This is a genomic window from Kitasatospora sp. NPDC056731 (genome assembly GCF_040687675.1).
GTDB lineage: Bacteria > Actinomycetota > Actinomycetes > Streptomycetales > Streptomycetaceae > Kitasatospora.
Map to the genome: position 1 here is coordinate 116544 of NZ_JBFBNR010000018.1, position 19647 is coordinate 136190.

The following is a 19647-nucleotide window of genomic DNA, read 5'->3' on the forward strand; positions in this document are numbered from 1 at the left end:
GGCGTCCCGCCGCGACCGGACCGGAGTGCCGTATCCGCGGCCGGGAGTTGTTAGGGTTCCCCGTCGGACAGGGACGGGGGACACGTGGGCACCAGCACGGGCACCAGCACCAGCACCAGTACCAGCACGGGCACGGGCACGGCCGAGGCGCCGGGCGGGCCGGGGGCCGAGGAGCGCCCGCACGGCGTCCTCGACCTGCGGGGCGTCGCGGGGGCGGCGTTCACCGTGGGCTACCCGCCCGACGCCGTCGTGGTCGTGTCGGGCCTGCCGGGCGCGGGCAAGAGCACGCTGCTGCGGCGCTGGTCCGGGGCGGGGGCGGTGCCGACCGTCGACCCGCGCGCCGTGCACGAGGCCTGCGAGGCGGTCATGCCCGCGCGCCTGCCGTACGCGGTCTACCGGCCCTGGGCCCGGCTGGAGCACGTCCGGCTGCTGCGCTCCTCCGTGCGGCGCGGCGGGCCACTGCTGGTGCACGACTGCGGCAGCCGCGCCTGGATGCGCCGCTGGCTCGCCCGCGAGGCCGCCCGGCAGGGCCGGCAACTGCACCTGGTGCTGCTCGACGTCGGTGCCGCCACCGCGCTGGACGGCCAGCGCGCCCGGGGCCGCCACGCCTCCACCCGGGTCTTCGCCCGCCACCGCCGGGGCCTGGACCAGCTGCTCGCCGCCTTCACCCGCCACACGCGCTCCGGCACGCCGACCCCGGCCCCGGAAGCGGCGTCCGTCCTGCTCCTCGACACCGCCTCCCGCTCCCGCGCCACAACCGTCCACTTCGGCCCGGCCCGGTGAGGCCCCCGGCGTCGCTCCTGCCGTGGTGGCGGCAGGAGCGCGGCGTGGCGCCGACGCCCGCGTCGTCCGCGTCCACGAGCCCGCGCCCGACGAGCACCTGACCCTGCGCCGGGCGCGGTGAAATCCCCTCGCACCCCGCATCGCCCAGGCCCTACGCTCGGCGCGCGAAACGTCGATCGCGAGGGGGGCGGATGGGCCGGGCCGAAGCGGTACGGGCGGTCAACGGGCTGGGCGCACGATGGGTCGAGCAGGCACCAGCGGCCCACGGGACGGTGCTGATGCCGGCCGGGGTGTGGCCGCTGCTCGGGCTGCTGGCTCCGGCGGGGAGCCCTGCCGTCCGAGGGGAGTTGGAGGAGGCCCTCGGGATGCGGGCCGAGGCCGCCGCCGTGTGCGCGGGTGAACTCCTCGGCCTGTTGCGGGGGTTGCCGGGAGTCGGTGCGGCGCTCGGGCTCTGGTCGGCGGATCGGCTCCGGCTTCGGCCGGAGTGGTCGGCCGCGCTGCCGACGGACGTCCACGGGCGGCTGAGCGGGGACACGGTGGAGGACCGGCGGGCGCTCGACGCCTGGGCCGCGCGGTGCACGGACGGCCTGATCGACGCGATGCCGGTGGGCCTGGATCCGGACACCCGCCTGGTGCTGGCCGCCGCGCTCACCGTCCGGACCGACTGGATCCGGCCGTTCGATGAGGGTGCAGGCCCGGAGCTCGGGGACGAGTGGGGTGGACCGGTCACCTACCTGTCGCGGTGGACCTCCCTGCTGGACCGGGCCGCCGTCCTGGAGACGCCGACCGGACCGGTCACCGAGCTGCGTGTCCTCGGGCACGGCGACATCGACGTCCGGCTGCTGCTCGGCGAGCCGGACGCCCCGGCGGGCCGGGTGTTGGCCGCGGGGATCGGGGCGCTGTCCCACCCGCGCCGCCGGATCACCGCGGACCGCCTGCCCACCGGATCCGCGGGGCCCGGACTCACGCTGGGCTGGCGACGCAGCCACGAGCCGCAGCCGGAACTGTGTGTGCACGTCCCCCGGTTCACGGTCAAGGCCGAGCACGACCTGCTGGCGCGCCCCGAACTGTTCGGCCTGGCGACGGCGAGCACCCTCTCGCCGGTCGAGCACCGACTGCCCGGGCTCTCGGACGGCGAGCCGCTGTTCGTCCAGGGCGCCGCCCAGACCGCCACCGCGACCTTCGGCCCGCGCGGCTTCCGGGCGGCCTCGGTGACCGCCGTCTCGGCCGCCGCAACAGGCGCTCCGCCACCGCCCCCGTACCGGATCCGGTACGTCGAGGTCTGCTTCGCCCGGCCCTTCGGCTTCCTCGCCGCCCACCGCGACACCGGGCTGGTCCTCGCCGCCGGCTGGGTGACCGAACCGGACCCCCGGGTGGACTGACCTCCCCGACGGGTGAGGCCGGAGCGGCGGCCGGCCGAAATGGTGGTCAGAGGAGGCCGAGGCTGGGGTCCACGGCGGCGAGTCGGCAGGTGGCGTCCCAGAGGTGGCCGGCGACGGTGTGGTCGGTCAGGTGGGGCTGGGCGGGTTCGAGGCGGGGGGCGCCGCGCAGGCCGAAGACCCGGGGCCCCCAGAGCTGGCCTCCCTGCGCCTGCGGGTCGAGGACGGCCCGGACGATCGGCCACGCGCCGTGGTCCTTGCCCTGGAGGAGGAGCCCGGCCGGCAGGCCGCGCAGTCCTTCGCCGACGGTCCGCGTGTGGACCGGCGGGCGGGGCGGGGTGAGCGAGTCGAGTGCGCCGCCCGGGTGCGCCAGCAGGCTGAGCACGGTGCTGCCGGCGGCGCGGAGGCGCCGGTCGAGTTCGAGGCCGAAGGTCATCTGCGCCAGTTTCGAGCGGCCGTAGGCGCGTTTGGGCCGGTAGTCCACGGCCGACTGGAGGTCGGCGAGGTCCAGTCGCTCCGAGCGGGCCGCGAAGCTGCCGACCGTCACGATGCGGCCCGCCGGTGCGGCCGCGAGCAGGGGGGCCAGCCAACGGGTGAGCGCGACGTGCCCGAGGTGGTTGGTCGCGAACATCAGCTCGTGCCCGGCCCCGGTCTCCCGGCGCGGCGGATCGTCCAGCGCGACCCCGGCGTTGTGGACGACCGCGTCGAGGTGGTCGAGGGCGAGTCCGTCCACGGCGGCCCGCAGGGAGGGCAGGTCGGCGAGGTCCAGCGGGAGGTGGCGCACCACGGCGCCGGGGACGCGGGAGCGGATCGACGCCATGGCGGCCCCGGCCCGACCGGCGTCCCGGCTGCCGAGCACGACCACGGCACCGGCCCCGGCGAGCTGCTCGGCGACGAAGTAGCCGATACCGGCGTTGCCCCCGGTGACCAGGACGCTCCTGCCGGCGGCGGTCGGCGGCCGGTGAACGTCCCACGGCCGGTTACGGGTTGTGGACGACATGCTGATGGCCTCCTGGCGTATTCGGGGCTGCCGGGCCACCCGTGATTCGAGACCGCGGCGCCGCCGACAGCCCCACGATCACAGGCCTGACCGGCAGATCGCTGACAGATCGCCGTCACCGCTGTCAGGCCTCAAGATCGTCGAACCGCCGGGTTTCGGACCCGCGTCGGTCGGCGTCCTGCGAGACTGGGCGCAGCAGAGTCCGTCACGGAGAGAGGTCAGCATCCGCATGTCCAGCAGTGCCGCCGTCGACAACCCGTGGTTCCGCCGCTTCAGTCCGTCCGACTCCGCCCCCGCCCGGATCGTGATCTTCCCCCACGCGGGCGGCTCCGCCAGCTACTACATGGAGTACGCCAACGCGCTCGCGCCCTACGCCGACGTGCTCACCGTCCAGTACCCGGGCCGTCAGAACCGCTTCGCCGAACCGGCGATCGACTCGGTGCTGGAGCTCGCCGAGCAGCTCTACCGGGAGCTGCGCGACTGGACGGACCGGCCGCTGACCTTCTTCGGGCACAGCATGGGCGCGGCCGTCGCCTTCGAGACCGCCCGCTGCTTCGCCCGCGACGGCCTCCCGGGGCCCGAGCGGCTGTTCGTCTCGGCGGGCCGCGCGCCCTCGCTGCCCCGGGAGACCGCCGTCTACCGGCTGCCGGACGACGGGCTGCTCGACACGATCGTGCGCCTCGGCGGGACGGACGAGCGGATCCTCACCATCCCGGCGCTGCGCGAGCTGATCCTGCCGGCGCTGCGGGCCGACTACACCGCCATCGAGACGTACCGCTGCGCGCCGGAGGCGACCGTGCCGCAGCCGATCACCGCGCTGGTGGGGGAGACCGACCAGAACGCCACCGTCGACCAGGCCGCCCAGTGGGACCGGCACACCACCGGCGGTTTCGACCTGCGGGTCTTCCCCGGCGGGCACTTCTACGTGGCGGACCAGGCCGCGGCCGTGGTCGAGGTGCTCACCGCGCACCTGCGCGGCTGAGCCGGCCGCGCCGGGGCGTGGCCGGTGCCGGTGAGGCCGGGACTGACCGGCTGTGCCCGCCCGGCCCCGGTGACGTGCCCCGGCGGCTCGGCTACTGTGCCTGCGTGACGGGCCGTCAGCCGAGCCGCCGGCGGCACCGCCAGCCGAGACCACCCACCCTGGAGGCCGCCATGCGCCGGATCGCCGTCGTCGGAGCGGGCCAGGCCGGCCTGCAACTCGCGCTGGGGCTGGTGGCGGCCGGCTACCAGGTGACACTGGTCGCCGAGCGCACCCCCGAGCAGGTGTGCGGCGGGCGGGTGCTGTCCACCCAGGCGATGTTCGGACCGGCGCTGCGGACCGAGGCGGCGGCCGGGCTGGACCTGTGGGCGGGCGAGGCGCCGGCGGTCCGCGCCGTGCGGTCGGTACTCGCCGTGCCGCCCGGGGTGCGGGCGCTGGAGTTCACCATGACGCTCGACGAGCCCGCCCAGTCGGTGGACCAGCGGCTGAAACTGGCGCGCTGGCTGGAACTGCTGGAGGAGCGCGGCGGCCGGGTCGAGTACCGCTCGCTGGACCGGGACGGCCTGCGCGAGCTCGCCCGCCGGCACGAGCTGACGGTGGTCGCGGCCGGGCGCGGCGAACTGGCCGGGATCTTCGAACGCGACGCCGCCCGCTCGCCGTTCGACCGGCCGCAGCGGGCGCTGTCCTGCCTGTACGTCCACGGGGTGGGCTCGCCGGATCCGGCCACCGAGCCGCGGGCGCGGATGCACGCGCTGCCCGGCCTGGGCGAGCTGTACCTGCAACCGGCCCTGACCCTCTCCGGCCCGTGCGCGATCCTGCTGTGGGAGGCGCTGCCCGGCGGGCCGCTGGACGCGTTCCGCGACACCCCGGCGCCCGACGCCCAACTCGCCCGGATCCGCGCCCTGTTGTGCGAGCACCTGCCGTGGGAGGCGGAGCTGTGGGCGGACGCCGAGCCGACCGATGCCGGGGCCGGACTGTCCGGCGCCGTCACCCCGGTGGTGCGGCGGCCGGTGGCGGAGCTGGGCACCGGCGTCGACGCCGTCCACGTGCTCGGCCTCGGCGACGCGGTGGTGGTGAACGACCCGATCGCCGGCCAGGGCGCCAACAGCGCCGCGCGGGCGGCACAGGCGTACCTGCGGGCGATCGTCGAGCACGGCGAGGCCCCCTACACCGCGGACTGGATGTGCCGCACCGCAGAGCGCTTCTGGCGGCAACACGCCCGACACGCGGTCGAGTTCACCGCCGCGATGCTCACCGTGCCGGACCACGTGCAGGGCGTGTTCGCGGCCGCCGCCGAGCACGAGACGGTCGCCCGCCGGCTCGCCAACACCTACGCGGAGCCGAGCGACCACGCCGCCTGGCTGGCCACCCCCGACCTGACCGCCGCCTACCTCGCCTCGGTCCGCGATTAGGGTCCGGCCCGGGTTGCCTCCGGGTGCCCCGCGGGACGAGGCTGGAGGGGGAAACGTCAACGGGGGCGGGAGGCGTCGTTCGTGGACGGTCGCGGACCCGCGGGGCGTGCCGGCAGCGGCCACCGGACCGTGCCGCACACGGCGGACCTGCGGGTGGAGGCCTGGGCGCCGACGGCCGAGGGCTGCATCGGCGAGCTGGTGCACGCCGTCGTGGGCGGCTTCGCGGACCTCTCCGGCGCGCGGATCGTCGGCGAGCGCGGCTGCACCGTCCTCGCGGTGAGCGACGCGGACCTGCTCGCGGGCGTCCTGGAGGAGGTCGTCTACCGGATGGACGCCGACGGCGAACTCCCCGCCGGGCTGGCGCTCGGCCCGATCCGCGGTCTGGACGGCGTCCGGACGGTCGAGGTCCGCTTCCGGATGGCGGACGCCGCCACCGCGGCCCTGGTCGGCGCCGTGCCGAAGGCCGTCTCGCTGCACGACCTGGACCTGCGTGCCGGCCCGGACGGCTGGACCTGCCGGGTGACGGTGGACGTCTGAGCGGGCCGGGGGCGACACCGAGCGGAACGGGGTGAGCGAAGTGGAGATCGCACTGGTCGAGGCGGGCCGCTGCCGCTGGCGGATCGAACCGCGCCCGCCGATGCGCGTGCCGGGCGTGGTCTTCGCCAGCCGCGCGCTGCTGCCGCAGGCCGCCGGGGACAAGGCGCTGGAGCAGGTGGCCAACGTGGCGACCCTGCCCGGCATCGTCCGCGCCTCCTTCGCGATGCCCGACGTGCACTGGGGCTACGGCTTCCCGATCGGCGGGGTGGCCGCGACCGACGTCGACCAGGGCGGGGTGATCTCGCCCGGCGGGGTCGGCTTCGACATCTCCTGCGGGGTCCGACTGCTGGGTGCGGGCGTCGACCGCGACGAACTCGACCCCGAGCGGATCACCCGCCTGATGGACCTGCTCGACCGCACCGTGCCGCGCGGCCTCGGCCGGGGCGGCCTGTGGCGGCTGTCCGGACCGGAGGAACTGGACGACCTGCTGCTCGGCGGCGCCCGCTACGCCGTCGAGCACGGCCACGGGGTGCCGCGCGACCTGGAGCGCTGCGAGGACGGCGGCGTCCTGGCCGGCGCGGCCCCGGGCGAGGTCAGCACCCGGGCCGTCGAGCGCGGCCTGCAGCAGGTCGGCAGCCTCGGCTCGGCCAACCACTTCCTGGAGGTCCAGGCCGTCGACCGGGTGCACGACCCGGAGACGGCGGCGGCGTTCGGACTGCGGCCCGGCCAGGTGTGCGTCATGATCCACTGCGGCTCGCGCGGCCTCGGCCACCAGATCTGCACCGACCACGTCCACGCCATGGACCGCGACCTGCAGCGCCACCGGATCGAGCTCCCCGACCGCCAGCTCGCCTGCACCCCGGTCGACTCGCCGCGCGGCCGCGCCTACCTGGGCGCCATGGTCGCCGCAGCGAACTACGGGCGGGCCAACCGGCAGCTGCTCTCCGAGGCGGCCCGCCGCGCCTTCGCCACCGCCCTCGGGGTCGGCCTGGAGCTGGTGTACGACGTGTCGCACAACCTCGCCAAGCTGGAGACCCACGACGTGGACGGTGTGCCGCGACGGCTGTGCGTCCACCGCAAGGGCGCCACCAGGGCGCTGCCGCCCGGCGACCCAGGCCTGCCCGCCGACCTCCTGCGGGCCGGCCAGCCGGTGCTGGTGCCGGGGACGATGGGCACCGCCTCGTACGTCATGGTCGGGCTGCCCGGCAACGAGGCCTTCGGCTCCGCCTGCCACGGGGCCGGGCGGGTGTGGAGCCGCCACCAGGCGCTGCGGACGGTGCGCGGCGAGCAGTTGCGCGGCGAACTGGAGGCGCGCGGCATCGCGGTGCGGCCGGCCTCCTGGCGGGCGCTGGCGGAGGAGACTCCCCAGGCGTACAAGGACGTCGATGCGGTGGCCGCGGCCACCGAGGCCGCCGGGCTGGCCCGGCCGGTCGCCCGCCTGGTGCCGCTGGGCGTGGTCAAGGGCTGACTCGGGCCCACCGGACTCGGGCCCACCGGACTCGGGCACACCGGACCCGGGCACACCGGACGTGGGCGATGCCGACGGACGGGGCCGGGACCGGGACGGCGACCGGCCGGTGATCGAACTGCGGTCGCTCACCGAGCGCTACAGCCAGTCGGTGCCCCCGGCTGGGCCGACGGCCGTCGACCGGCACCTGGACGGGCTGTTCGCCCGTTTCCGACCGACCGGCCGGTCGGTGATCCGGCGTCCGGGCACCATGATTGACGAGGTGTCAGGCATGGGCGAAAGGGCAGGATCCACTGTACGAACGGGCCGCTCCGCTTGCCCGTTCGGGCGGATGCCCGGTCCTGGCGGGCCCTATGGCGTCCGCCGGGCTTCCGGGCGGGTGTCACTCACGTCACTCTCTGTCCCATCAAGGCCGGGTTGGTGTTAGAAACGACTACTGAACCCGCCAGTAAGGTCGCACTCCATTGACAGGTGCATGGTGTGAACGAGAAGTGAGGGAGAGGTGCGGCTTCAGCGCTTGATATCGCTCAACTGCCCACTGACGTTCAGCAGTTCGTGGCACTGGGTGGCCTGCTTCCCCGAGGCGGGCGTGCCCGGCTGCTGGCAGACCACGCTCGCCGTCACCGTCTGGTCCTCGGGGACCTCGATGGGAGTCACCCAGTGATAGTCCTGGTTACGGAAGGTCTCCAAGGCGATGGTCGTGATCGTCTGCTCGCCGAACTTGATGGTCAACAGCCCCTGGTCGCCCTGGAAGTTGGCGGCGACGATGTCGGTGATGCGGAAGACCTTGCCGTGGCCCACCCGGTAGGCGCCCACCGCGGAGCCGCCGGTGTTGGTGGTCACGTCGACCGTCGTGGAGAACTGCTGCTCCGTCCCCGGGACCGAGCGGCCGGAGCCGCCGCCCGAACCGCCGCCCTGTTGCTGCCCCTGACCGCTCGGAGTCGCCCCGGGGGCCGGAGCCGGCGGGGCCGCGACGGGGGCCGGGGTGAACGAGGCGGCCTTCTGCTCGACGGCCTTGTCGGCGGCCTGCTTCGCGGAACTGCGCACCGCCGGCCGGACCAGCGTGAGCCAGGCCAGCACCAGCGCGATCAGCGCCGCGATGAGCGCGAGCAGCCACTTGGGCAGCAGCGCGTGCTGGACGAACTCGCCCTCCAGTACGTGCTGCCGCTCGGCCGGCTGCGGGCCGTCCGGCTTGGCGGCCTCGCCCTCCTGGCCGACGGTGACCTCGAAGGGCCAGGTGGCCGGCTTGCCGAACCAGATCAACTTGCGCGCGCGCACCCGCAGCCGGGTCTCGGCGGACTCGCCCGGTGCGAGTCGCAGCCGCTCCGGGGCGAACCCGAAGCGCACGTCCTCGCCGGGCTGGGCCGGGGCGAACGTCACGACGGCCGCGGTGTTCCCGAGGTTGCGCACCGACGTCCGGTAGCGGGCGCGGAGCCAGCCCCGGCGGCGCCGGGGAGCCAGCGCGGCGCGCAGCTCCCGGAACGGCGTCACGGTGACGGTCGTCTCCGGCACGGTCACCAGTTCGGGGCGCTCGGCGGGCAACACCCGGATGCCGAGCGGGAACTCACCCGCCCGCACCTCGTGCGAGCGGGCCGGGGCGAGCCGAATCGTCACCGTCTCGGACGTCCCCGGGAAGAGCGAGAGACGGGCCGGCTCGACCGTCGTCCACGAAGCGCAGGCCCCGACCACCTCCAGCGAGTACGCCTCAACGATATCGGTGTCGTTGCGTACCGTCAGGGTCGTCGTGGCCACGTCTCCGGGCGACACCGTCAGCGCGGGAAGGCCGAGTTCGGCGGATGCGGTCATGCCGTGACGGTAGGACCGGAGGACACCCCCAGGAGAGAGCCCCGCGGGCAAGCCGCGGGCACACCCCTTGCCCGCGGGAACAACCGGGCCCTGCCCGGGGCCGATGCCCCGCCCCCAGCCAACGCTCCCCACCCCGCCCCCCCGGCAACACCCGCGGCCGGCCCCATGACATGGCGCCCGGCCGTCCTCACCATGCGTCCGGTGACGCAGACGAAGCAGAACGGAACAGTTCGATGACGATGATCGAAACCACCACCCATGAGGCCGTCGGGGCGACCAGGTCCGTCCAGGCCCGACCGCGTGGATCGGCCGAACCCGCCACGGTGCGCGTGAACGTGAAGCCCGGCCGGGTCCAGGTGGCGGTGTACGCGGAGGACATCATCCTGCACACGGGCGTCGTCCAGCAGCTGAGGCAGCGGCCGGAGGTGGAACTGCTCGCCGAAGGCGACGTCGCGCGTGCCCAGGTCTCCCTGATGGTGGTCGACGGGCTGAACGACGCCGTGACCGACCGGCTGCGCCGGCTCCGCCTCAACACGCAGAGCCGGACCGGGCTGGTCGTGGGCCACTTCGAGGCCGGCGGCCTGCAGACCATCATCGAGTGCGGCGTCGGCGCCGTGCTGCGCCGCTCGGACGCCGACCAGGACCGGCTCGTCCACCTCATCACCGCCCTGGCCAACGGCGAGGGCGTCATGCCCGGGGACCTCCTCGGCAAGCTGCTCGACCGGGTCGGCAGCCTCCAGCGCACCATGCTCGACCCGCGCGGCCTGACCCTGTCGACCCTGACCGCGCGCGAGGCGGAGATGCTCCGGCTGGTCGCCGACGGCCTCGACACCAGTGAGATAGCGGCCGAGACCTCGTACTCCGAACGCACGGTCAAGAACGTGCTGCACGAGATCACCACCCGGCTGGGACTGCGCAACCGCGCCCACGCCGTCGGGTATGCGATGCGCCACGGCCTCATCTGAGGACGCCGCCGGAGCGTCGGCGCCGGATTGCCCTCAGGGGCACCGGTCGCTACCCCCGGCTCGGGTGCCCGGGGCCTGTCGCCCGCGCGCCCGGGCCGGGGAGACTGCCGGACGTACCGCCTTCTCGGTCTGTGAGGTTGAGCGTGATCGGCGCCACCGGCACTCCCCGCCCCCTGCGGCGCTCGGCGCGAGCCGCCGTCGCGATGTTGCTGTCCCTGGCCGTGGCCGTGGTGACGCTGGGCACCGCGAACTCCGACGGCGACGGAAGAGGCGCCGCCCCGGTGGCCGCCGGGGCCGCGGAGGAGAGCGGACGGATCGTCTACGCCGGCACCGGCCACCGCAGCCTGGCGCGGCTGACCGGGCCGACGTCGAGCGCGTCGCTGTTCGGGCCCGGCCCCGTCCACTTCGACACCGAACCCTCCACGCGCGGCGACCAGTTGGTGTTCACCAGCCTGCGGGACGGCCCGCTGCCCCAGGTCTACCTGCGCGAGGCGTCGGGCGCGGTGCGCCGGCTCACCACCGGCATGGACACCGCGGAGCCGACGCTCGCCCCGGACGGCAGGACCGTCGTGTTCGACGCGGTGGAGCCCGGCGGACGCAACGGGCAGACCCAGCGGGACCTCTGGGTGGTCAACACCGACGGCACCGGCCTGCGCAGGCTGACCGACACCGCGGACTCCGAGGCGCACCCGACGGTCTCGCCCGACGGCAAGTGGGTCGCGTACACCTGCGACGTGGACCCGGCGCACACCCAGGTCTACGTCATGCCGCTGGCCGGTGGCGCGGCGCGGCGGATCACCGCGGTGACCGCCGGCAACGCCGTCGAACCGGCGTGGAACCCGGTGGACGCGCCCGACCTGCGCGACCAGATCGTCTACACCTGGGACCAGGCCGGCCAGACCGGGCCGCAGCTGCGGGTGATCTCGCCCGAGGGCACCAACGACCGGGCGTTCTTCCCCGGCATCGGCGGCGACTGGCGGACCAGGTCCGCCGGTTGGCTGCCCGACGGCAGCGGCGTGCTCTTCCTCAGCCCCAACCGGCTCAACGCCGACCCGACGCCGTACGAGAACGTGTACCGCGCCCTGACCTGCTTCTGCGGCGGGGCCGAACTGGTGGCGAGCGAGGACCGCGCCGTCCGCACACCGGTCTGGCTCGGCCCCCAGAAGGGCGGCGGGCCCGTCGTGGACCGCAACAGCGCCGACACCCCCGACGTGGCCGACCTGTCGGACATCCGCCCCGACGGAGCGGATCCGCGCGACCTGGGCGTCAGCGTGCTCCGGGAGGACCCGGCCGCCGACACCAACACCGACCCCGCGGCCGACCCGCTGTTCAACCCCCGCCCCGGCTACGACCCGTGGTTCGAGCGGCAGACCTACACGCCGGACGGCCGGCGGATCGTGCTGACCCGCTTCGAGGACTCGCCCGCCGGCCGGATCGAACGGATCTGGCAGACCGGCGCCGACGGCTCCGACCCGAAGCCGATGAACCTCGCCGGGCGCGGGCCGAAGGACTGGGACACCGACCCTGAGCTCTCGCCCGACGGCCGCCTGATGGCCTTCACCAGGACCTCGCCCGGCGGCGTCGGGACGGCCTCCGGCCCCGGACGGGTGCTGATCGCGGACGTGTCGACCGGCGCGATCGTCGGCACCGTCGAACCGACCAACAACCAGCCGGCCGCCTCCCTGGCCCAGCCCTCGTGGTCCCCCGACGGCAAACTGATCGCCTACACCAGGACCGAGGTCATCAACGGCAACGGCGGCAACAAGCACGTGTGGACCGTGCCCGCCAACGCCCTCGACCGGCCCACCGACCTCAGCCGCAGGGCCTGCCCGGGCGCCTGCGACGTCATCGACGACAGCCCCGCGTTCTCGCCCGACGGCCGGAGCGTCGCCTTCAACCGCAAGACCGGCGACGGCGGGCTCAACCAGCAGAACGGAGTCCTCGTCAGCTCGGCGACCGGCGACGGCTGCACGGTGATCCTGCCCGCCGGGCTGAGCCAGGACCGGAACGCCTGCCGCCGCCCGCTGCCGGACACCTCCGCCACCGGCCCGTTCCAGCCCCGCGACGTCGCCTGGACGGCGGACGGCGGGCAGCTGGTGCTGACCTCCCGCCGGGCCCTGCCGGCGAACTCGCCGGAGGCACTGCAGAGCTACGACTTCGCGACCGGCCGGCTCACCTCCATCAACTCCAGGCTGCCGGGGCGGCAGAAGGAGCCGAGCGTCCAGCAGTCCGTCGACCTGTCGCTGAGCGCGCCGGCCGCCACCATCCCGATGCAGATCGGGGACTCCACCACCGTGGCCATCACCGTCACCAACCACGGCCCGGCGCCCTCGCCCGGCACCGCGCTCACCGCGTCGGTGCCGACGGGCGCCCGGCTCACCGGGCTCAAGGCCACGGCCGGCACCTGCGCCGCCGACGCCCTCCGGTGCGAACTCGGCACCCTGGCCCCGGGCGCGGTCGTCCAGGTGACCGCCACCGTCGTCGGCACCGTGGCCGGCGACCAGCGGTTCGGCTGGTGGGTCACCGGGGCGGTGGTCGACCCGAAGCCCGAGGACAACATCGCGCAGACGGTCGTACCCGTCCAGGCCGCGTCGCCGTCCCCGAGCCCGTCTCCGACCCAGACCCCGACTGCCTCGCCGACCCCGACCCAGACCTCGACCTCGACCCCGACACCGCCCATCTCCTCACCGCCGGCCCCGCCACCGCCGCCCGCCCCGGCCCCGGCCCCCGCGCCGCAGCCGGCGCCGCCCGCGCCGAAGGCCGGACCGGCCGTGACGGTCGGCGCTCAGCCGAACCCCGGATACGTCGGCGGCCGGGTCACCGTCACCTACACCGTGCGCAACGACGGCCAGGCCCTTGCCACCGGACTGCGCGTCTCGCTCGGCCTGCCCGCCGGCGTCCCCACCGGGCCGATGCCCCCCGGCTGCACCGGTGGCGTCTGCGACGTGGCCGACCTGCCCCCGGGCGGCAGCGCCGTCGTGCAGGTGGTGCTCGCCCCCGAGGCGACCCTGGACACCACCATCACCTCCGTCCTGACCACCACCGGCACGGACGCCGCCCCGGGCGACCACGTCGCGCGGACCCCGCTGCGCATCCTCCAGCCCCGCATCGTCGCGGTGCCGCCGATCGGCAAGCCCGGCTTCGTGACCTCCGTCCGCGGCGTGGACTTCCCGCCCGGCACCCCGGTGACCCTCACCTGGACGCCCGGCATCACCGCCGCCGCGGCGCCCACCGTCCCCAAGACCGACGGCACCTTCGCGGGCCAGCTGCTCATCCTCGCCAAGGACGAGACCGGCCCCCGGACCATCACCGCGAGCGGCCCCGGCTTCTCCCCGGTGACCACGCCCTTCCTCGTGGTGGTCGGCAGCGTCGGCCCGCCGGGGGAGGTGCAGCGGCGGTGATCCACGAAGTCGACGAGGCGCTGCGGCTCCTGCTCGTCGAGAGCGGCCTCCAGGAACGCGGGATCGAGCTGGTCTTCGACTCGCCCACCCGGGACTGGGCCGCCCGGCGCAACGCCCCCACCGTCAGCGTCTTCCTCTACGGCATCCGCGAGGACGTGGCCCGCCGCCAGGCCGGCTCCGCCGAGCAGCACGACGCCGACGGCGTGGTCGTGGCCTGGCGCAGCGCGCCCCGCTGGTTCGAACTGGCCTACCTGGTGACGGCGTGGACCAACCGGGCCCAGGACGAGCACCGGCTGCTGTCGGAGGTGCTCCGCTGCCTGACGGCCACCGACGCGCTGCCCGCCCGCCTGCTCACCGGCACGCTCGCCGAACTCGGGCTCACCGTCGGGCTGGAGACCGCCGGGCGCGGCGAGGGCATGCCGTCGGTGTCCGACGTGTGGTCGGCCCTCGGCGGCGAGCTGAAACCCTCGATCGACCTCAGGGTGCTCGCCCCGCTGTCCGGCCAGCGTGCCCCGGCGGGGCCCCCGGTCACCGACGGGCTCGTGCTGCGCGCCGTCGACAAGAGCGGCAAGGACGGCGAGGGCGGCGAGAGCGACGAGGACGCCCCGGAGGCCACAGCCGACTCGGTCGACCCGGCCGATCCGGGCCGCCGGCTGCGCTACGAAGGCGGCACGGACCCCGGCGCGGACGGCTTCGCCGCGCCCCGGGAACGCCAGCTCCCGCCCGGCCGCAGACGGCGCGGCGGTGCGCCGCGATGACCCTCGACCTGGAACCGGCGGCCACCAGCGGGCCCGCCGCCGACCTGGACGACCTGTGGGAGCGGCTGAGCCGCCTCGAACAGCGGATCCGGGCCGCCGTCCGCGAGCGCAGGGCCGACGACCCGGACCCGGACGACCCCTACCGGGGCCAGTACCTCACCCCGGAGGCGGCGGAACGGATCCTCGCGGCGCCCGCCGCGACCGGCCGGGCCGGCGCCGACCTCGGAGAACCGCCGCCGCCACCACCCGGATCGAGGACCGAACGGCTCGTCGACGGCTTCGGACTGCTCCCGCTGGACCTCGAACTCCTGCTGGTGGCACTCGCCCCCGACCTCGACACCCGCTTCGAACGGCTCTACGGGTACCTCAACGACGACCTGACCCTGCGCCGGCCGACCATCGGGCTCGCGCTCGAACTGTGCGGGCGGTCCGGGGCGGGCGCCGGCCGGTTCCGTTTCACCGCCCAGGCCCCGATGATCGCCGGCGGCCTGCTGGAGATCACCGAACCGGAGCGCCCGCTGCTCTCCCGGGGCCTGCGCCTGCCCGACCGGGTGACGGCCCATCTGCTCGGCTCGGACGAACCCGACGGCGCGCTGCGCGGGCTCGTCCGCGTCGGCCGGGCCGGCGCCGGCACCCCGCCGCAGGCCGCGCGCCGGCTGCGCGCCACCGTGGCCAACGGCGGCGGACTGGTGCACCTGCTGGACCGGGGCGGCAACGCCGGGCGGCTCGCGGTCGACGCCCTCGCGGGCCTCGGCCGTCGGGCCCTGGTCGTCGACGTCACCGCGCTCGCCGCCCGCCCCCCGGAGGCCGTGGTCCGGGCGCTCGCCCGGGAGGCGCGGCTGAGCGGCAGCGGTGTGGTGCTGGGCCCGCTGGAGCGGCTCGAACCCGAACGCCCGGAGCGGGCCGGGCTGTTGCGCGAGCTGTGCGCGGAACTCGCCGAGGTGCCGCTGCTCGTGCACGGGTCGCGCCCGTGGGATCCGACGTGGGCGCAGGAGAGCCCGGTGGTGCTCGTGGCCCCGCCGCTGGACCCGGCGCAGCGCGCCGAACGCTGGGCGCACGCGCTGGGCGGGGCTTCGCACGAGCCTGCGGGTGAGCCTTCGGGCGAACCCGGGGAAGGCGCTGCGGAAAGCCCTGCAGAAGGGCCGTACGAGGGCGTGCTGAGAGCCGAGTTGGCCGAGGCCGTCGCCCCGTACCAGCTGGACGAGGACCAGGTGGCCAGGGCCGCCGGGGTCGCCACCAGGACGGCCGCCGCCGAACACCGCCCGGTGACCGCCGACGACCTGCGGGCCGCCGTACGGGCGCAGAACGGGGCGGGGCTCGCCCGCCTCGCCCGCCGGATCGAGCCCGCCGTCGGGTGGGACGACCTGGTGCTGCCCGAGCCCACCGCGCGCCAGCTGCACGAACTCGCGCTGCGCGCCAGGCACCGCGACCAGGTGCTCGGCCAGTGGCGGATGCGGCCGGGCGGAGGGCGCGGACGCGGGGTGATCGCACTGTTCGCGGGGGAGTCCGGCACCGGGAAGACCATGTCGGCCGAGGTGGTCGCCGCCGAACTCGGCATGGAGCTGTACGTCGTGGACCTGTCCACCGTCGTGGACAAGTACATCGGCGAGACGGAGAAGAACCTGGAGCGGATCTTCACCGAGGCCTCGCACGTGAACGCCGTCCTGCTGTTCGACGAGGCCGACGCGATCTTCGGCAAGCGGTCGCAGGTCAAGGACGCCCACGACCGCCACGCCAACGTGGAGTCGGCGTACCTGTTGCAGCGGATGGAGTCCTTCGACGGGATCGCCGTGCTGACGACCAACCTGCGCGCCAACCTCGACGAGGCGTTCACCCGGCGGCTGGACGTCATCGCGGAGTTCCCGGTGCCGGACGAGGAACAGCGGCACGCCCTGTGGGAGCGCTGCCTGGGCCCGCGGATCCCCCGCGGCGACGACCTCGACCTGGCGTTCTGCGCACGGCACTTCGAGCTCGCCGGCGGCTCCATCCGGGCCTGCGCGGTGACCGCGGCCTACCTGGCCGCCGAGACGGGCCGCCCGCTGGGCATGGCGGAGCTGGTGTTCGCGGTCGAGCGGGAGTACCGCAAGCTCGGCCGGCTGGTCCTGGAGAGCGAGTTCGGGCCGTGGTCGCGTGCCTCCGGGGGCACCGGGCGAGCCTGAGCGCGCGGGCGGGAGACCACCGGCCGACTGACGACCGGTGAGGCCCTGCCGGGGTGCCCGCCGGGGCAGCGGCTCTGCCCCTGGTCCGGGACCTGCGGACATGTCGCGGGCGGCGGCCCGGCAGCAGACTCGGTGGCGAATGATCGGCCACCCCGAAGGAGCGAGCATGCCGTCGTACCTCACCCCGGGCGTGTACGTGGAGGAGGTCCAGTCCGGTGCCCGGCCGATCGAGGGTGTCGGCACTGCCGTCGCCGCCCTCGTCGGCTTCGCCCAGACCGGCCCCTTCCACGAGCCCACCCTGGTGACCAACTGGGACCAGTACGTCCAGCAGTTCGGCGGCTTCTCCGAAGGCACCTACCTGCCCCACGCCGTCTACGGCTTCTTCGCCAACGGCGGCGGCGCCGTCTACGTCGTGCGGATCGGCGAGCCCGCCGGCGAGACGGCCGGCGGCTGGCCGCCGGTCGCCCGATCGGCGCCCGCGCCCACCGCCCACGCCGGCTTCCTGTTCACGGCCCTGCCCGGTGCGGGCGCCGACCTGACCGTCGAGATCGCCGACGTCGAGGGCGAGAACGTCCCCGACGACCGGTTCCGGCTGGTGGTCCGCAAGGGCGCCGAGGTCGCCGAGACGTACGACGTCTCGACCCGCAAGAACACCAAGGGCTACGTCGTCACCCAGCTGCGCGAGTCCAAGCTCGTCGCGGTCAGCGAGCAGCCGGGCACCGCGCCGAGCCGCCCGGAGCGCCAGACGCTCGCCCTCGCCGCCGCCCCCGCGCCCGGGCCGGTCGCCCCCGCCGCCACGACCCGGCTCAGCCCCGCCGAGTACATCGGCGACGCCTCGGCCCGCACCGGGTTCTCCGGCCTGGAGGCGATCGACGAGATCACCATGGTCGCGGTGCCCGACCTGATGAGCGCCTACCAGCGCGGCGACATCGACGCCGAGGGCGTGCGGACCGTCCAGCTCGCGGTGATGTCGCACTGCGAGCAGATGGGCGACCGGATCGCCGTCCTGGACTCCCCGCCCGGGCTGAGCGCCCAGCAGATGCGCAACTGGCGCAACAACGAGGCGGGCTTCGACTCCCGCTACGCGGCCCTGTACTACCCGTGGATCAAGGTGTTCGACCCGGCGACCGGCCGCAACACGATGGTCCCCCCGAGCGGGCACGCCGCCGGCGTGTGGGCACGCAGCGACGCCGAACGCGGCGTGCACAAGGCGCCGGCCAACGAGGTCATCCGCGGCGCGGTGGACCTGGAGATCCGCCTCAGCAAGGGCGAGCAGGACCTGCTGAACCCGATCGGCGTCAACTGCGTGCGGGCCTTCCCCGGGCGCGGCATCCGGATCTGGGGCGCCCGGACCCTCTCCTCGGACCCGGCGTGGCGCTACCTCAACGTGCGGCGGCTCTTCAACTACCTGGAGGAGTCCATCCTCCTGGGGACCCAGTGGGTGGTGTTCGAGCCCAACGACGACCGGCTGTGGTCGAGCATCCGCCGCAACATCACGGCGTTCCTGACCGAGGAGTGGCGGCGCGGCGCGCTGTTCGGCGCGACGGCCGCGGAGGCCTTCTACGTCAAGTGCGACCGTGAGAACAACCCGCAGGAGTCCATCGACCTCGGGCAGGTGGTGTGCGAGATCGGGGTCGCTCCGGTGAAGCCCGCCGAGTTCGTGGTGTTCCGGCTGTCCCAGTTCTCGGACAGCACGAGCCTCGTCAACGAGTGACCAGCAGGCCAGCACAGACCGGAAGGTGACAGGAAGTCATGGCTGAAGGCGATCCGCTCTCCACACACATATTCGGCGTCCAACTCGGCGGCTACAACGTCGAGTCGGTCAAGGAGATCAGCAACCTGACCGTCGACCAGGACGTCGTCGAGTACAAGCAGGTGACCCAGCAGGGCAAGCTGATCGTCCGCAAACAGCCCGGCGCGCGGCTCCCGGGCGAGGTGACGATCACCCGCGGGCTCGACAAGAGCGGGGCGTTCACCAAGTGGATCAACGAGACCCTCAACAACGGCGCGATCAACACCGCGCGCCAGAACCTCACCATCGAGGTCAAGGACACCACCGGTGCCACACTCCGGCGGATCCAGCTGATGAACGCCTGGGCCAGCCGGTGGGAGGGCCCCACCCTCACCGCCGGTGAGTCCAGCGCCGCGACCGAGACGGTGACCATCGTGTTCGAGGAGATCACCGTCGAATGAGACGACGGATCAGCCTCGACGAACTCCTGGAGCAGGCTCCGGCAGCCGCCCCCGCTCCCGCCGCGGCCCCGGCCCCGCAGGCCGCCGCGCCGCAGCGGGGGCGGGGCCCCCAGGGGCACGGACTGCACACGGAGTTCGAGTTCGAGCTCCCGCGCGGATACCTGGACGACGAGGGCACCCTGCACCGGCACGGCGCCATGCGCCTGGCCACCGCGCGGGACGAACTCATGCCCCAGATCGACCTGCGGGTCAAGGAGAACCCGGCGTACCTGAGCGTCGTGCTGCTCAGCCACGTGATCACCCGGCTCGGCACCGTCACCGACGTGCACGCCGGCGTCGTCGAGCAGATGTACGCCACCGACGTCGCGTTCCTCCAGGACTTCTACCAGCGGATCAACAGCGAGGGCCACACCCGCGCCGCGGTGACCTGCCCGCACTGCGACGGTGCCTTCGAAGTCGACCTCGCTGGTGGGCGCCTGGGGGAATGGTGACGTACGCGACCACCCGGCTGTACGAGGAGGTCGCGTACATCGCCTACCACTTCCACTGGCAGCGGGAGGACATCCTCGACCTGTCCCACCAGGAACGCCGCGCGTGGGTGCGGGAGATCGCGCGGATCAACACCCGCGTCAACGAAGGCGGGTGAGCGCGGGATGGGGATTCGGGACCGGCTCGGGCGGCGGAAGGCCGGCGGCCCGGGCGAGGCGGGCGTTTCGGGTGCCCCGGGTACCTCGGGTGTCTCAGGTGCTACGGGCGGCACGGGTGACGCGGCTCCCGCGCCCCGGGCCGACGTGCCCGCCCCGGACG

The 19647-nt window shown here is 74.7% G+C and carries 16 protein-coding genes; 14 read left to right on the forward strand and 2 right to left on the reverse strand.

Going from position 1 to position 19647, the window contains the following annotated elements:
* Positions 1-84: 84 nt before the first annotated feature.
* On the forward strand, positions 85-783 hold the full coding sequence (locus AB0R04_RS20655; RefSeq protein ID WP_363373098.1) for an AAA family ATPase: 699 nt from the start codon (positions 85-87) through the stop codon (positions 781-783).
* Positions 784-974: 191 nt separating this feature from the next.
* Positions 975-2165 carry a serpin family protein gene (locus AB0R04_RS20660; protein ID WP_363373099.1) on the forward strand — a complete coding sequence of 397 codons (1191 nt, stop codon included), beginning with the start codon at positions 975-977 and terminating at the stop codon, positions 2163-2165.
* Positions 2166-2211: 46 nt separating this feature from the next.
* Here AB0R04_RS20660 and AB0R04_RS20665 read toward each other — a convergent pair whose 3' ends face one another.
* The gene (locus AB0R04_RS20665; RefSeq protein ID WP_363373102.1) at positions 2212-3162 is read right to left on the reverse strand and encodes an SDR family NAD(P)-dependent oxidoreductase; all 951 of its coding nucleotides are present in this window, start codon (positions 3160-3162) and stop codon (positions 2212-2214) included.
* A 229-nt stretch (positions 3163-3391) separates the two neighbouring features.
* Here AB0R04_RS20665 and AB0R04_RS20670 point away from each other — a divergent pair, with 229 nt between their 5' ends.
* From AB0R04_RS20670 to AB0R04_RS20685, 4 genes are all read left to right on the forward strand, one after another.
* Entirely contained in the window at positions 3392-4144 is a 753-nt protein-coding gene (locus AB0R04_RS20670) for an alpha/beta fold hydrolase (protein WP_363373104.1), read from the forward strand.
* A 104-nt stretch (positions 4145-4248) separates the two neighbouring features.
* Positions 4249-5553, forward strand: coding sequence for a styrene monooxygenase/indole monooxygenase family protein (locus AB0R04_RS20675; protein ID WP_363373107.1), 1305 nt, complete (start codon positions 4249-4251; stop codon positions 5551-5553).
* Between the two features lie 81 nt (positions 5554-5634).
* A complete protein-coding gene (locus tag AB0R04_RS20680) occupies positions 5635-6090 on the forward strand; it encodes an archease (protein ID WP_363373109.1) in 456 nt (151 codons plus the stop codon).
* A 40-nt stretch (positions 6091-6130) separates the two neighbouring features.
* Complete coding sequence (locus AB0R04_RS20685) at positions 6131-7558, forward strand: RtcB family protein (protein ID WP_363373111.1); 1428 nt, start codon at positions 6131-6133, stop codon at positions 7556-7558.
* A 510-nt stretch (positions 7559-8068) separates the two neighbouring features.
* On the opposite strand, the gene AB0R04_RS20690 is transcribed toward AB0R04_RS20685, so the two are convergent.
* Positions 8069-9364 (reverse strand): hydrolytic protein, encoded by a 1296-nt coding sequence (locus AB0R04_RS20690; protein ID WP_363373114.1) that lies wholly within the window; start codon positions 9362-9364, stop codon positions 8069-8071.
* A 233-nt stretch (positions 9365-9597) separates the two neighbouring features.
* Here AB0R04_RS20690 and AB0R04_RS20695 point away from each other — a divergent pair, with 233 nt between their 5' ends.
* From AB0R04_RS20695 to AB0R04_RS20730, 8 genes are all read left to right on the forward strand, one after another.
* Positions 9598-10329 carry a LuxR C-terminal-related transcriptional regulator gene (locus tag AB0R04_RS20695; protein WP_079135335.1) on the forward strand — a complete coding sequence of 244 codons (732 nt, stop codon included), beginning with the start codon at positions 9598-9600 and terminating at the stop codon, positions 10327-10329.
* Positions 10330-10472: 143 nt separating this feature from the next.
* Complete coding sequence (locus AB0R04_RS20700) at positions 10473-13730, forward strand: hypothetical protein (RefSeq protein ID WP_363373116.1); 3258 nt, start codon at positions 10473-10475, stop codon at positions 13728-13730.
* Positions 13727-14488 carry a DUF4255 domain-containing protein gene (locus tag AB0R04_RS20705; RefSeq protein WP_363373119.1) on the forward strand — a complete coding sequence of 254 codons (762 nt, stop codon included), beginning with the start codon at positions 13727-13729 and terminating at the stop codon, positions 14486-14488. The genes AB0R04_RS20700 and AB0R04_RS20705 overlap by 4 nt, the downstream gene beginning before the upstream one ends.
* On the forward strand, positions 14485-16647 hold the full coding sequence (locus AB0R04_RS20710) for an AAA family ATPase (protein ID WP_363373121.1): 2163 nt from the start codon (positions 14485-14487) through the stop codon (positions 16645-16647). The genes AB0R04_RS20705 and AB0R04_RS20710 overlap by 4 nt, the downstream gene beginning before the upstream one ends.
* 166 nt (positions 16648-16813) lie before the next feature.
* Complete coding sequence (locus tag AB0R04_RS20715; RefSeq protein ID WP_363373124.1) at positions 16814-18361, forward strand: phage tail sheath family protein; 1548 nt, start codon at positions 16814-16816, stop codon at positions 18359-18361.
* A 38-nt stretch (positions 18362-18399) separates the two neighbouring features.
* Complete coding sequence (locus AB0R04_RS20720) at positions 18400-18840, forward strand: phage tail protein (RefSeq protein ID WP_063346012.1); 441 nt, start codon at positions 18400-18402, stop codon at positions 18838-18840.
* Complete coding sequence (locus tag AB0R04_RS20725) at positions 18837-19331, forward strand: hypothetical protein (RefSeq protein ID WP_063346011.1); 495 nt, start codon at positions 18837-18839, stop codon at positions 19329-19331. Before AB0R04_RS20720 ends, AB0R04_RS20725 begins: the two co-directional genes overlap by 4 nt.
* On the forward strand, positions 19328-19486 hold the full coding sequence (locus AB0R04_RS20730; protein ID WP_347878560.1) for a DUF6760 family protein: 159 nt from the start codon (positions 19328-19330) through the stop codon (positions 19484-19486). Before AB0R04_RS20725 ends, AB0R04_RS20730 begins: the two co-directional genes overlap by 4 nt.
* Positions 19487-19647: the final 161 nt, after the last annotated feature.

Coding starts and splice junctions, on each gene's coding strand:
- AB0R04_RS20670 (WP_363373104.1), top strand. CDS start 3,392: ATGTCCAGCAGTGCCGCCGTCGACAACCCGTGGTTCCGCCGCTTCAGT.
- AB0R04_RS20720 (WP_063346012.1), top strand. CDS start 18,400: ATGGCTGAAGGCGATCCGCTCTCCACACACATATTCGGCGTCCAACTC.
- AB0R04_RS20695 (WP_079135335.1), top strand. CDS start 9,598: ATGACGATGATCGAAACCACCACCCATGAGGCCGTCGGGGCGACCAGG.
- AB0R04_RS20690 (WP_363373114.1), bottom strand. CDS start 9,364: ATGACCGCATCCGCCGAACTCGGCCTTCCCGCGCTGACGGTGTCGCCC.
- AB0R04_RS20715 (WP_363373124.1), top strand. CDS start 16,814: ATGCCGTCGTACCTCACCCCGGGCGTGTACGTGGAGGAGGTCCAGTCC.
- AB0R04_RS20660 (WP_363373099.1), top strand. CDS start 975: ATGGGCCGGGCCGAAGCGGTACGGGCGGTCAACGGGCTGGGCGCACGA.
- AB0R04_RS20665 (WP_363373102.1), bottom strand. CDS start 3,162: ATGTCGTCCACAACCCGTAACCGGCCGTGGGACGTTCACCGGCCGCCG.
- AB0R04_RS20710 (WP_363373121.1), top strand. CDS start 14,485: ATGACCCTCGACCTGGAACCGGCGGCCACCAGCGGGCCCGCCGCCGAC.
- AB0R04_RS20725 (WP_063346011.1), top strand. CDS start 18,837: ATGAGACGACGGATCAGCCTCGACGAACTCCTGGAGCAGGCTCCGGCA.